General features: G+C 73.9%; 9 protein-coding genes. 1 reads left to right on the top strand and 8 read right to left on the bottom strand.

What is annotated here, in order from left to right:
• Window positions 1-100: 100 nt before the first annotated feature.
• The 5 genes from ACFV2X_RS18380 to ACFV2X_RS18360 form a co-directional block, all read right to left on the bottom strand.
• Window positions 101-1,324, bottom strand: a complete 1,224-nt coding sequence (locus ACFV2X_RS18380; protein WP_385617385.1) for an arginine deiminase — start codon at window positions 1,322-1,324, stop codon at window positions 101-103.
• 133 nt (window positions 1,325-1,457) lie between these two features.
• Window positions 1,458-2,213, bottom strand: coding sequence for a hypothetical protein (locus ACFV2X_RS18375; protein ID WP_385617383.1), 756 nt, complete (start codon window positions 2,211-2,213; stop codon window positions 1,458-1,460).
• Window positions 2,214-2,227: 14 nt separating this feature from the next.
• Window positions 2,228-4,453 (bottom strand): hypothetical protein, encoded by a 2,226-nt coding sequence (locus ACFV2X_RS18370; protein ID WP_385617381.1) that lies wholly within the window; start codon window positions 4,451-4,453, stop codon window positions 2,228-2,230.
• A gap of 425 nt (window positions 4,454-4,878) precedes the next feature.
• Entirely contained in the window at window positions 4,879-5,571 is a 693-nt protein-coding gene (locus tag ACFV2X_RS18365; RefSeq protein WP_385617379.1) for a Crp/Fnr family transcriptional regulator, read from the bottom strand.
• Window positions 5,572-5,794: 223 nt separating this feature from the next.
• Entirely contained in the window at window positions 5,795-7,303 is a 1,509-nt protein-coding gene (locus tag ACFV2X_RS18360; protein WP_385617377.1) for an MFS transporter, read from the bottom strand.
• Window positions 7,304-7,375: 72 nt separating this feature from the next.
• On the opposite strand from ACFV2X_RS18360, the gene ACFV2X_RS18355 reads away from it, so the two are divergent.
• Window positions 7,376-8,350: a GlxA family transcriptional regulator gene (locus ACFV2X_RS18355; RefSeq protein ID WP_385617375.1), complete on the top strand. Its 975-nt coding sequence runs from the start codon at window positions 7,376-7,378 to the stop codon at window positions 8,348-8,350.
• A 12-nt stretch (window positions 8,351-8,362) separates the two neighbouring features.
• Here ACFV2X_RS18355 and ACFV2X_RS18350 read toward each other — a convergent pair whose 3' ends face one another.
• The 3 genes from ACFV2X_RS18350 to mmuM form a co-directional block, all read right to left on the bottom strand.
• Window positions 8,363-11,071 carry a polynucleotide kinase-phosphatase gene (locus tag ACFV2X_RS18350; RefSeq protein WP_385617373.1) on the bottom strand — a complete coding sequence of 903 codons (2,709 nt, stop codon included), beginning with the start codon at window positions 11,069-11,071 and terminating at the stop codon, window positions 8,363-8,365.
• A complete protein-coding gene (locus tag ACFV2X_RS18345; RefSeq protein WP_385617371.1) occupies window positions 11,068-12,585 on the bottom strand; it encodes a 3' terminal RNA ribose 2'-O-methyltransferase Hen1 in 1,518 nt (505 codons plus the stop codon). Before ACFV2X_RS18345 ends, ACFV2X_RS18350 begins: the two co-directional genes overlap by 4 nt.
• 137 nt (window positions 12,586-12,722) lie before the next feature.
• Window positions 12,723-13,649, bottom strand: a complete 927-nt coding sequence (gene mmuM / locus ACFV2X_RS18340; RefSeq protein WP_385617369.1) for a homocysteine S-methyltransferase — start codon at window positions 13,647-13,649, stop codon at window positions 12,723-12,725.
• Window positions 13,650-13,698: the final 49 nt, after the last annotated feature.

Raw genomic sequence — 13,698 nt, 5'->3', positions numbered from 1 at the left:
ACGATGGAAGTCTATACGAGACACCGCATATATACGGAAGCCCGTTCGGCTCCGCGATCGTAGCCGTGGGGTAGCCGCGCCCTGGACCGCGTCCGCGCCCTCAGACGGCGTCCCGCTCGACCGGGCAGCTCATACAGCGCGGCCCGCCCCGCCCCCGCCCCAGCTCGCTGCCCGGGATCGTGATGACCTCGATCCCGCATTTGCGCAGATGGGTGTTGGTGGTCGCGTTCCGCTCGTAGGCGAGAACCACCCCCGGCTCCACGGCCAGCACATTGCAGCCGTCGTCCCACTGCTCGCGCTCCGCCGCGTGCACGTCCTGTGTGGCCGTGAGCACCCGGATGGCGTCCAGGCCGAGCGCGGCCGCTATCGCCCGGTGCATATGCTCCGGCGGATGGTCGGTGACCTTGAGCTCCTGGTCGGCGCCGCCCGGCTCGATGGTGTACGAGCGGAGCATCCCCAGGCCCGCGTACTGGGTGAAGGTGTCCCCGTCGACCATGGTCATCACGGTGTCCAGGTGCATGAACGCCCGCGCCTTGGGCATGTCGAGCGCCACGATCGTCCGGGCGGAGCCGGCCGCGAACAGCCCGCGTGCCAGCATCTCCACCGCCTGCGGCGTGGTCCGCTCGCTCATTCCGATCAGCACGGCGCCATTGCCGATCACCAGGACGTCGCCGCCCTCGATCGTCGACGGATAGGCCGCCTGCCCCTCCGACCAGACGTGGAAGCCGCCGTCCGCGAACAGCGGGTGGTGGCGGTAGACGGCCTCGTAGTGGACCGTCTCGTGCCAGCGGGCGGGCCAGCGCATCGCGTTGATGGACACCCCGTCGTACACCCAGGCGGAGGCGTCCCGGGTGAAGAGGTGGTTGGGGAGCGGGTCCACCACGAAGTCGTCCGGCTCCATGGTGTGGAAGCGGATGGAGACCGGCTCCGGATAGCGCTCCAGATACTCCCGCTTGGTCATCCCGCCGATCAGCGACCCCGCCAACTCGGCGCCGCCCAGTTCGTCGAAGGCCGCCCGCAGATGGTCGGTGGCCAGCGGGCCGTACTCCTTCTCGTCGAAGACGCGGTCCAGCACCAGCGCCCGCGCCGCCGGGACGGCCATGCTCTCGGCCAGCAGATCCCCGAAGAGATGCACCTCGACGCCGCGGTCGCGCAGTACGTCGGCGAAGCCGTCGTGCTCCTGGCGGGCGCGGCGCACCCACAGGACGTCGTCGAAGAGGAGCGCGTCCTTGTTGGAGGGGGTGAGCCGCTTCAGCTCCAGGTCGGGACGGTGCAGGATGACGCGGCGCAGCCGCCCGGCCTCGGAGTCCACATGGAAACCCATGCCTCCATCTTCGCCGCTGCGGCCCCGCGGTGAACCATTGCGGCCCGCGGTGAACCACTGGGCCCCTCGGTGAACCACTGCGGCCCCTCGGTGAACGCCGTACGGGCGTCCTCGTGAGCCGTGTGCCTCCGCGCTACCGCGCGGCCAGGACGACGATCAGGACCAGGGCCACGGAGATCACCCCCAGCAGGACGGACACCCACAGCTGGCCGGGCTGGAGATCGATCCGGCCGCCGTCCTCGCCGCGGCGCGGCCGCCGGCGGCGCATCCCGCGCCGGGCGGCGGTGGCCGCCGCGGCCTCGTGGTCGCGGCACTCCTCGGCCGCGCTGGTGAACAGCTCCTTCCAGGCCCGTTCGCCGAAGCCCGTGGACTGCCGCGAGTCCACGATGCGGCGGACCACCTCGCGGCCCGCTCCGCCCCGTGCGCCCCACAGCGCGGGCACCACGCAGGCCAGCAGTTCCGGGGTGCCGCCGCGCTGGGCGCAGGGGCGGACCAGGCCGTCGTACAGCATCAGCGCATTGCGCACCCGCAGCCGGTCGTCGGCGCCCGACGGCTCCCCCGCGTCGAGGTAGAGCCTGGCCAGCAGCACCTTCTCGCAGACCGCGTCCGCGAGCTCCGGCCCGCGCTCGGGGGCGCGGCGCACCAGTTCCACGACGACGCGGGTGGCCCGGTCGGCGGGCATCCCGTCGTCGAGCGCGCTCAGCAGCAGGCCGTCGTCCGCCTCGCGCAGCGCCGCGGGGAACGCCTCGCCGCCCTGGCGCAGCGCCTCGCGCAGTCTCCGCACTCCCGCCACCGGGGCGGCCGGGCGCGCCTGATCCGCTTGCTCCGCCGTGTGCTCCGCCCCCTGCTCCTCCAGCATTGCTTCGTCCAACATCTCCTCATCCACCATCGCCGTCGTTCTCCTCACAGCGCTTCCAGCACCTCCCGTATCCGTGCGGCCGCCCGTGCGTCGAGCGGTTCATGACCCTCCTGCGCCAGCAGCGGCAGGAAGTCGCACAACACCGCCAACTGCCGCTCGTCTCCGGCCGCCCGTCGCATCCAGCCCACGAGCGCGTCCTCGGCCGCTTCGGCCGATCTGGCCCAGGTCAGCGCGGCCCTCAGCAACTCCGCCAGCGCCGCGCGGCACTGCGGACGGGCCGCCAGCAGCGCCGTGGCCAGCGGCCAGGCGGCGTACGGCGCCAGTTCCGGCACCTCCCGCAGCCCCCACAGATGTGAGGTGCGGGTCCCGACCGCGCGCAACACCGTCAGCAGCGCGAGATCGCGGCGGGAGCGGCGGGTGTCGCCCAGCCAGTGGGTCAGCCGCGCCAGTACGGTCCCGGGCTGTGCCCCGGCCAGCAGCCGCACGGCGCTGTACGAGGCGGTGGAGCCGCCGTCCGTGGCCGCGATCCGGGCCAGTTCCTCCAGGGACGCGGTGACCGAGCCGGCCGCCAGGCCATAGCCGTGGGCGAGCGCGGCGGTCTCGCGCTCCCGCTCGTCGCCGCCTGCCGCCCAGCCGCTCAGCAGGCCCGCCACGGCGGGCCGTACATCGGCGTCGCGCGACGCCTCGGCGAGCGCCGTTGCCGCCGCCATGCGCTGCACCGGGCTGTCGCCGCGGGCCAGCGGGAGCAGCAGTTCAGTGAGGCCGTACAGATAGTCGCGGGCGCTGAGCACGCCCGCGGCGACCGCGGCGCGCACCCACACCTGGGGCCGCGGGTCGTCGCACAGGCCGCGCAGCCAGCGCGCCATCGGGCCACGGGTGTTGTGGTGGTGGTCCCACACCTCGAAGAGCACCGCGGGCGCGAGCCCGCGCCCCTGGAACCACACCGTACGGACCGGCACGGCTGCCTCACCCAGGTCCTCCACGCCCTCCCCCGGCACCGCGCGGGCGGCGGTCGGCAGGGCGTCGGCGGGCGCGGTGAACGGCGGGCGCCCGGGCGCGTACTGCGGGTCGAGGGTGACCGCCAGCTCCCAGGCCAGCAGCTCGGCGGCCTCGGCGGTGAGGCTGTGGGCCGAGCCGTTGAAGACGGCGAGGGCGATGCGCCGCGCCGCCCGGCGCAGCGCGGGCAGCGCGGCGGGCAGCGTGCCGGGCCGGGCGGCGTCCGCGAACCACTCGCGCGCCTGGCGCGGGGCGAACGACCGGCAGCACGCGAGCAGTTCCGCCTCGGACAGCGCGCCCCGGGCGTGCTCGGCGAGATGGCCGGCCAGCCGGGCCGCCTCGCCGGGCAGCGGCTCCTCCAGGCCCAGGGCCTCGGTCACCTCGGCGCTCACGGCGCTCGCACGGGCCCGGCGGATCAGCTCCGGCGGCTCGTCGGCCAGCAGGTCGGCCAGGTGGGCGTCGAGCACGTCGGCGGCGGCCGGGGGCTCGTACGGTATGGCGTGCCGGCGGCCGCGCAGCAGGCGGTCGGCCGCCTCGCCGCCGGAGCCTCCGGAAACAAGGACGACGCAGAACGCCTCGTGCTCGGCGAAGTGCGCGCGCAGCCGGTCGAGCCGGGCCTCCGGGCCGGTGACCCCGAAGTCGGGCAGCTCGGTGGGCAGTTCGAGCAGGTAGCCGTGGCCCCGCGCGGTCTTCTCGCCCACCGGGGCGGGGTGTTCGGCGCCGGAACCGGCGCCCGGGCCTGGCGCCGCGCCGAGCCGCCACACCCCGCCACCCGTCGTCTCGGCCAGCTCGGCCAGCAGCGCGAGCGCGGTCCAGCCGCGCCCGGAGCCGGGCTCGCCGCACAGCGCGAGGAGGTGGGTGCGGCGCAGGTGTTCCCGCATGGCCACGTAGCCCGGGCCCCGGCGGTGGATCCGGCGCAGGCGGGCGAGCTCGTCGTGGGCCACTGGCCCCTCGGGGAGCGGGCCTGCCGGGACGCCCTCGAACGGGTGGCGGGCGGCGTGGGCGTGGTCGTGGGGCTGCGCGGCGGTGTGCGGATCCGTGGCGGTGCGCAGATCCGTAGCGGTACGGGGATGCGCGTCCGTGTGCAGATTCGCGCATGCCTCGCGGGCCGCCCGGGCGCCGCCCGCCTCGCCCACGGTGCCCAACGGGCTGTCCATACCGTCCATGGGCAGGTCCAGCCGGGTGCCGGTCCGCTCCTCCCCCGGAGTGCCCGGAGTACCCGGAGTGGTCCGCCGCGCCCAACTGTCCGTGTGGGTGGCTTCCGGTCCGCTCATCGCCCCGCCGTCCTTCGTGCCTGGTGCAGTCCGTGTGTCGCGGCTCGGGGGCGGGTCCGCTGATCCGTCAGCGCCGTACGGCTGTCCTGTGGTGACTGTCGTACGGCTGTGGTGGCCGTCATGCGGCCGTCATTTCGGCTGTCGCTGGGCTGTCTCGCTGCGCTGCCGTCGGGCTCTGGCCGAAGTGGGCGGCGGGGCTCTGCCCCCGTGCTCCGCTCCGCCGCCCTCCTCCGGTGCCGGGCGCTGGGCCGCGTGCACCCCCGTCGCACACGGTCCCGCTCCCCGTACCTTCTTCAGAGTCGCGGCCCGGGGCTCGGGCGGCTGTAGCCGTTTACACAGTCCGCCGGAGCAGTATCGATTTGCGGCTCCGCCGCGTGGCCAGGGGCTCACGCGCGGGCGCGCGCTCGCGGGCCGGCCGCGGCCGGTCACCCCGTCGCGCGCCCCTCGGCCAGCAGGCGCAGCAGTGCGGTGTCCACGACGACGAAGCGGCGCGAGGCGGTCTGTACCACGCCCTGGTCGCGCAGCAGCCGCAGCGCCTTGGCGACCGCTTCCCGGGTGGACCCCACGGCGGCGGCGATGTCGTGCTGCGGCAGCGGCAGATCCACGGAGATGCCGCCGTCGGCTTCCGCGCGGCCGGTGCGTTCGGCGAGCTCGACGAGGCGGGCGGCCAGGCGCTGCAGCACCTTCTCGGAGGCCAGGGAGCGCCGTTCGCCGTCGGAGCTGCGCAGCCGCGAACTGAGCTGGCGCATGATCAGTACGGTGGCAGTGGGGCGGGCGGCCAGATACGCGCGGAAGCGGTCGCCGGAGACGACGACCGCCTCCAGCCGCCCGAGCGCGGTGACCGTGGCGCTGCGCGAGCCGTGGTCGACGGCGGCCTGGTCGCCGACCACCTCGCCCGCCCCGCGCAGGGCCAGTATCAGGCGGACACCGCGCTCGGTCTCCACCGAGACGGTGGCCCAGCCGGACGTGATGGCGACGACGAAGGTCGTACGGTCGTGCTCGCGCAGCACGACCTGCGAGGGCTCGTACGTCCGGTGTCTGCCGAGCGCGAGCAGCGCACGCCGGTCCTGTGCGGGGAGTGCGTCAAGGAAGGGCCTGCCGCCCTCGAAGAGACTCATCCGCCCTCCCCGCTCGGTGTCACGCGGCGGAGCCGCATATCGATACAAGTGCGTCGTCCGGCTCGCGGAGAACACCCTCGCTGTTCCAGTTGTTCGGGGCTGTTTCAGTTATAAGCGCGGCGGGCGGGTGTTGCGGAACCCCGCGACAGTCCTGAAACAGTCCGGCGAGAACCCTGCGACCGAGACATGAGCGACAGCACGCTAGGCACATGTCACAGGCACGTCAATGGCGCCTCACCGCCCGGTCCTGCCCGGTACCCACCCGGTGCTGCCCGGTACGGAACACCGCGCCCGCGAGCGCCGCCACCGCGGCGGTCAGTGCCGCGAAGACCCAGCCCGCGCGCAACGCCCCCAGGTCCGGCTGCCGGGCGCCGCCGGTGATCACCACCAGGGCCGCGACGCCCAGCGCGGTGCCGCCCTGACGCGACATCATCAGCACACCCGAGCCCAGGGACAGCCGGTGGGCGGGCAGCAGACCGGCCGCCGCGAACATCACCGGCTGGTACAGCCCGGCGCCGATCCCGGCGAGCACCAGCCCGGGCATAAAGCCGGCCGCGTAGTGCGCCCCGTCCCCCGACGGGCCCGCCGCCACCAGCCACCACACCGGCGCCGCGGTGAACGCGACGGCACCCAGCACGGCGCCGCGCCGCTCCCCCAGCGCCCGGACGATCCGCCCCGAGAGCATCGAGACGACCAGCACCGTCAGCGGCCACGCGGCGACGGCCACGCCCGCGCGGCGCGTCGAGTAGCCCCAGACGCCGGTGAACAGCCAGGTGGCGGAGAGCAGCATCGCCGAGTAGGCGAGGAAGTAGCTGAGCAGGCCGAGCGTGGCGGTGGTGAACCCGCGCGAGCGGAACAGCGCCGGGTCCACCACCGGGTCGGGGTGCCGCCGCATATGCGCCACGCACAGCGCGGCGGCCGCAAGGCCCGCGGCCAGGAAGGCGAGGGTGGCGGGCGCGGCGTACCCCCAGTCCGGCGCCTCGACGCATGCGGTGGTCAGGGAGCCGGTGGCCAGTAGCACCAGCAGAGTGCCGAACGGATCGAGCCGGCGGGCGCGGCTGCGTACCGGCTCGGTACCTGACTCGGCGCGCATCGGCTCGGCGCGCATCGGCTCGGCGCGCGGCAGGATCCGTACGCCCGCCGCCACCGCCACCAGCACCACCGGGACGTTGATCAGGAAGATCCACCGCCAGTCGGAGTCCGCGAGCAGTCCGCCCACCACCGGTCCCGAGCTCGCCGCCACCGCGCTGACCGCGGTCCACACCCCCACGGCCGTGGCCCGCTCGTGCGGTGCGAAGGCGGGCAGAGCCAAGGAGAGCGAGGTGGGCACCACGACCGCCGCCGCGACCCCCTGCACCACGCGTGCCGCGATGAGCCAGCCGAGGCCGGGGGCGGCCCCGCAGCCGAGCGAGGCCACCCCGAACAGGGTCATGCCCAGCAGGAAGGAACGGCGCCTGCCCGTCTCGTCGGCGAGCCTGCCCGCCGGGACCAGCAGCGCCGCGAGCACGATGGTGTAGGCGTTCAGGACCCAGGAGAGCGCGGCGGTGGAGGCCGAGCGGAAGTCGGCGCCGATCGCGGGGAAGGCGATATTGACCGCGATCAGATCGAGTACGGCGAGGAATTGGGCCGCGGACGCCACGGCGAGGATCAGCCAGCGGCGGGGATCGGGGCCCGGGGAGGTCGCGGGTTCGGGCACACCGCTCCCCTGGGCCTTTGTGGAAGGGATCGTCATGCCCATCCAGCATCGACGGCGCGGCACGGGCTCACGAGTGGCAAGAGTGACAGCACCCGCTACATTTCTGCCATGCCCTCGATAGCCGTCGCCGTCACCGCCGGTATGCCGATCTTCGATCTGGCCGTGCCCTGCCATGTCTTCGGCACCGACCGGCCGGAACTCCCCGACGGCTGGTACGACTTGCGCGTCTGCGCGATCGGCCCGGACAGCGGCCCGGTCGCCACCCGCTCCTGGTTCGCGGCGCATACGCCGTACGGGGCCGAGGAGCTGATCGCCGCCGACACGGTGATCGTCCCGGCCTCCGCCGATGTACGCGGCGATCCGCCCGGCGAACTCATCGACGCCCTGCGCGAGGCCCACCGGCGCGGCGCCCGCGTGGTGTCGCTGTGCTCGGGCGCGTTCACGCTCGCCGCGACCGGGCTCCTCGACGGCCGTACGGCGGCCACCCACTGGATGTACGCGGCGCTGTTCGCCGAGCGCTATCCGGCGGTGCGGCTCGACCCGACCGTGCTGTACGTGGACCACGGCGATGTTCTGACCGGGGCGGGATCGACCGCGTGCATCGACGTGTGTCTGCACATCGTGCGCGAGGACTTCGGCAGCGCGGCCGCCAACACCCTGGCCCGGCAGCTCGTCGCGCCCGCCCACCGGCCGGGCGGCCAGGCCCAGTACATCGAGGCTCCGCTGCCGGAGCGCACCGACGACTCGCTCGCCCCGCTGCTGCACTGGGCCGCCGAGCGCCTGAACACCCCGCTCACCGTCGCCGACCTGGCCCGGCGCGCCCACACCAGCCCGCGCACCCTGGCCCGCCGCTTCCACGCCGCGACCGGTACGACGCCGCTGCGCTGGCTGCAGGCCCAGCGGATCGCGCGCGCCCGCGAGCTGCTGGAGGGCGGGGACCTGCCGGTGGACCGGGTGGCGGAGCTGTGCGGGCTCGGCACGGCGGCGAATCTACGGCGCCACTTCACCCGGGCGGTGGGGGTACCGCCGCACGACTACCGCCGCGCCTTCCGCGCCCGCCGCCCGGCCACGCCAACGCTCTGACCCGCGCCTGCGCTAAAGCCGGGGGTCCACCGGCTCCGACTCCAGGGCCAGCACGCCGAACACCGCCTCGTGGACCCGCCACAGCGGCTCCCCCTCCGCCAGCCGGTCCAGCGCCTCCAACCCGAGCGCGTACTCACGCAGCGCGAGCGACCGCTTGTGGCCCAGGTGCCGCTCGCGCAGCCGGTCCAGGTTCTCCGGGCGGGTGTACTCCGGGCCATAGATGATCCGGAGGTATTCGCGGCCACGGCACTTGACGCCCGGCTGGACGAGCCGACCGTCCGTACCGTCCTTGCGCACCAGCCCCGCCATCGGCTTGACCACCATCCCCTCGCCGCCCGCTTCCGTCAGCTCCAGCCACCACCGCACGCCCTCGGCGACCGACGCCTCGTCCCCGGTGTCGACGACCAGCCGACGGGTGGGGGCGAGCAGCCGGTTCACATACTTCGGGACGTAGGCGCAGATGCCGTTGTTCGCATCGGCGTCCAGTTCCTCGCGCTCGACGATCCGGTCGATCAGCGCGAGCTGCTGATCGTGCGGGAGGGCGGCGAGGCTGCGGCCGCGCACCGCCAGGATCTGGAACGGCGCCAGCCGGATGCCGTCCAGGCCGTCCGTGCCGCGCGCCCCCACCGTGCGGCGCCTGCCGGTCTCCTGCCGCTCCCCAGGCCAGCCGTGCTGCGGATCCCCCACCGGCCAGCAGTAGCGCCGGTATGCCTCGGTGAACGCGGACGCGTCGGCGGCGCGTTCACGCTGCTTGTCGAGCAGGGCGGCCACCTCCACGCCGCGCGCGGCGGCCGACTCCAGGGCCGCGAGCGCCCCGGGGAACGCGGCGCCCGAGGCCGCGCCCACGGCCGCGTACTGGTTGCGCAGCAGTCCCTCCGCCTTCAGCGACCACGGCATCAGCTCGGTGTCGAGCAGCAGCCAGTCGGTGTCCAGCTCCTCCCACAGGCCCTCACGGCCGATGGTGCCGCGCAGCCGGTGCAGGATGCGCTCGGTCACCGTCGGGTCGTCGAAGAACGGCCGGCCCGTACGCGTGTACAGCGCGCCGGACACGCCCTCCGGCGCCCCGAAACGCTCGCGCGCGACCTCTTCGTCGCGGCAGACCAGCACCACCGCGCGCGAGCCCATGTGCTTCTCCTCGCAGACGACCTGGCGCACCCCGTCCGCCCGGTAGGCCGCGAACGCCTCTGCCGGATGCTCGAGGAAGCCCTCTTCCTTGGACGTCGCGCTGGGGGACATGGTCGGCGGGAGGTAGGGCAGCAGCCTCGGGTCGATGGCGAAGCGGCTCATGACCTCCAGCGCGGCCGCCGCGTTCTCCTCCTTCACCGCGATGCGGCCCATGTGCCGGGTCTCGATGACACGGCGGCCGTGCACGTCCTTCAGGTCGAGCGGCCGGCCGTCGGCGCCGCCCGGGCCCTCGGTCGTCAGGGGCTTGACGGGCTCGTACCAGACCCGCTCGGCGGGGACGTCCACCAGCTCGCGCTCGGGCCAGCGCAGGGCGGTCATCCGGCCGCCGAAGACACAGCCGGTGTCCAGGCAGATGGTGTTGTTCAGCCAGGATGCCCGAGGGGTCGGGGTGTGGCCGTAGACCACGGCGGCCCGGCCGCGGTAGTCCTCGGCCCACGGGTAGCGCACGGGCAGCCCGAACTCGTCGGTCTCGCCGGTCGTGTCGCCGTACAGCGCGTGCGAGCGGACCCGGCCGGAGGTGCGGCCGTGGTACTTCTCCGGCAGACCGGCGTGGCAGACCACCAGCGCGCCGCCGTCCAGCACGTAGTGGCTGACGAGCGAGGCGATGAAGTCCCGCACCTGGTCGCGGAAGGCCGGGTCGGTGGCGTCCTCCTTCTCCAACTGCTCGATGGTCTGCGCCAGGCCGTGGGTGTGCTGGACGTTCCGGCCCTTGAGGTAGCGGCCCAGCTTGTTCTCGTGGTTGCCGGGCACACACAGCGCCGCGCCCGAGGCGACCATGCCCATCACCAGGCGCAGCACACCGGGGCTGTCGGGTCCGCGGTCCACGAGGTCGCCGACGAAGACGGCCGTACGTCCCTCGGGGTGGGTGGCGTCCACGGGGCGGCCGAGGGGGTCGCGGTCCAGCGCGTAGCCGAGCCGGCCGAGCAGGGTCTCCAGCTCCGAGCGGCAGCCGTGGATGTCGCCGATGATGTCGAACGGGCCGGTCAGATGGCGCAGATCGTTGTAGCGGCGCTCGGTGACGATCCCGGCGGTCTCGACCTCCTCCTCGCCGCGCAGGATATGCACCTTGCGGAAGCCCTCACGCTCCAGGGACTTCAGCGACCGGCGCAGCTCGCGGCGCTGACGCGGGATGACATGGGCGGGCAGGTCCGCCCGGTCGGGGCGCTCGGCGTTGCGCCGCACGCAGACGCTCTCCGGCACGTCGAGGACGATGGCGACGGGCAGTACGTCGTGCTCGCGGGCCAGCTCGATCAGGCTGCGGCGGGCCTGGGGCTGGACGTTGGTCGCGTCGACGACGGTGAGCCGCCCGGCGGCGAGCCGCTTGCCCGCGATGTAGTGGAGCAGATCGAAGGCCTCGGGGGTGGCGCTCTGGTCGTTCTCGTCGTCGGCGACCAGCCCGCGGCAGACGTCGGAGGACACGATCTGGGTGGGCAGGAAGTGGCGGCGGGCGAAGGTGGACTTGCCGGAGCCGGTGGTGCCGATGAGGACCACGAGGGCCAGGTCGGGCACGGCGAGGCCGCGCGTGGTGGAAGTCATGCGGCCGTCTCCTTCGCGGTCGTGGCGTTGCTCTCAGGGGTGGTTTCTGTGTCGGTCCCGCTACCGTCCCCGGTCCCGGTACCGAGGCGGAACAGCGCGAGCTGGGTCGGCGGGCCGACCTCCGGGTCGTCGGGGCCGACGGGCCGGAACTCCACGGCGTACCCATGGCGTTCGGCGACGGTCCGCGCCCAGCCCTGGAACTCCTCCCGCGTCCACTCGAAGCGGTGGTCGGGGTGGCGTACCCGCCCGGCGGGCAGGGTCTCCCAGCGCACGTTGTACTCCACGTTCGGCGTGGTCACCACGACCGTACGGGGCCGGGCGGCGCCGAACACCGCGTACTCCAGGGCGGGCAGCCGCGGCGGGTCCAGATGCTCGACCACCTCGCTGAGCACCGCGGCGTCATACCCGCGCAGCCGGCTGTCGGTGTACGCCAGCGACCCCTGGAGCAGCTTCACCCGCGCCGAGCGGCGCTCGCCCATCCGGTCCAGGCGCAGCCGCCGGGCCGCCTCGTTCAAGGCGCGCATCGACACATCGACACCGACGATCTCGGTGAACCGCGTCTCCTTGAGCAGGGCGCCCACCAACTGCCCCTGCCCGCAGCCGAGGTCGAGCACCCGGGCGGCGTCGGCCGAGCGAAGCGCGTCGAGGATCGCCTCGCGCCGCCGCACGGCCAGCGGCACCGGCTTGTCCTCGGTGTCGGACCGCTCGTCGACCGCGTTGTCGATCTCCTCCACCTCCGTGTCGTCCGCCTCCGCGAGCCGCACCAGCTCAAGACGCTCCAGAGCGCTGCGCGTGAGCGACCAACGGCGGGCCAGATAGCGGCTGGTGATGAGCCGCTGCTCGGGGTGGTGCTCCAGCCAGCCCTCGCCGGAGTCGATGAGCTTGTCCACCTCGTCCGGGGCCACCCAGTAGTGCTTGGCGTCGTCGAGCACCGGCAGCAGCACATACAGATGGCGCAGCGCGTCGGCCAGCCGCAGCTCTCCCTCCAGCACCAGCCGTACGTACCGCGAGTCGCCCCACTGCGGGAACCGCTCGTCCAGCGGGACCGGCTCGGCGGTCACCCCCCAGCCCAGCGGCTCGAAGAGCCGCACCACCAGCTCGGCGCCACCCCGCGCGGGGAGGGCGGGCACCTCGATCCGCAGCGGCATCGCCCGCTCCGGCAGCTCGGGCCGCGCCTTGCAGCGGCCCTTGAGGGCGCTGGAGAAGACGCTGCTGAGAGCGACGGAGAGCAGTGAGGAGGCGGCGTACGGGCGGTCGTTGACGTAGTTCCCGAGCGCCGCGTCCGGGGCGCCGCCCCGGCCCTTGCCCCGGCCCCGGCGCACCAGCGCCACCGGATCCACCTCCAGCAGCAGCGCCGCCGTACAGCGCTCGACGTCCGCCTCGGGGTAGAAGACGTGCGCCGTGCCATGGGAGGTCGAGAACCGCTGCGCGTTGTCGGGGTGCTTATGCAGCAGGAACCCGAGGTCGGTCGCGGGGCGCTCGGCGGTACCGGTGGTGGTTATCGTCAAGAACACCCGTCCGAGTATCGCCGGACCACCGCCGCGTTTCTAATGGTTTAGTCCCACGCTCTCCCCCTTTGGTTCAGTCCCACGCTCCCCCTTCCGCCGGCTACTGACACCGGCCACTTCCGCTCGCCGCTTTCATATGTCAGTCACTTCCGCTCGTCGGCCATCACGGCCGCCAGCTCCGCGATCCGGTCCGGCCCCACCCGGCAGCAGCCTCCGATGAGCCGCGCGCCCGCGTCGCGCCACGCCTTCACCCGTGCCGGGTCGAACGTCGCCCGGCCGCGCCAGCCGCGGGCCTTGGCGTCCCACTCCTCGCCGCTGTTCGGATAGACCACCACCGGCTTGCCCGTGGTCGTCGCGGCGATCTCCACCGCCCGGTCGGCGTCGCCCGGCTCACAGCAGTTGACGCCCACGGCCAGCACCTGGTCGTTCCCCGCCGCCAGGGCGAACGCCTCGCGCAGCGGCTGCCCGGCCCGGGTCTGCTCTCCCGCGATGCTGTACGACAGCCACACCGGTATCCCACAGCCCTCGACCGCCCGCAGCAGCGCCTCGGCCTCATCGGCGTCCGGCACCGTCTCCAGCGCGAGCACATCGGGTCCGGCTGCGGCCAGTGCCTCGATCCGCGGCCGGTGGAACCGCTCCAACTCGCCGACGCTCAGCCCATAGCGCCCGCGGTACTCGCTGCCGTCCGCCAGCATCGCCCCGTACGGACCGACGGAGGCGGCCACCCACACCGGCCGGTCGGCGGTGACGCCCGCACCCTCGGCCGCCCGGCGCGCCAGCTCCACGCTGCGCTCCAGCAGCGCCGTGGCCTCCTTCTCCAGCACGCCCCGACGGGCGAAGCCCTCGTAGGTCGCCTGATAGCTACTGGTGATCAGCACCCGTGCGCCCGCCCGCGCATACGCCGCATGGGCCTCCTCGATCTGCCGCGGGTCATCGGCCAGCAGCCGGGCCGACCACAGCTCGTCGGAGAGATCGCAGCCCTGCGCCTCCAGCTGATTGGACAGCCCGCCGTCGAGGACGAGCGGCCCGCGCTCCAGGGCGGCGGCCAGTGGCGTACGGCGGGCAGACATCACGGGTGCTCCTTGCTCAGGGTGGTGCGGTGGTGCAGTCATGCGGTGG

Origin of the sequence: Streptomyces sp. NPDC059679, from assembly GCF_042734105.1 — a bacterium.
Classification (GTDB): domain Bacteria; phylum Actinomycetota; class Actinomycetes; order Streptomycetales; family Streptomycetaceae; genus Streptomyces.
Note: the sequence above shows the minus strand (reverse complement) of the source record. Positions and strands in the feature narration are given on the sequence as shown.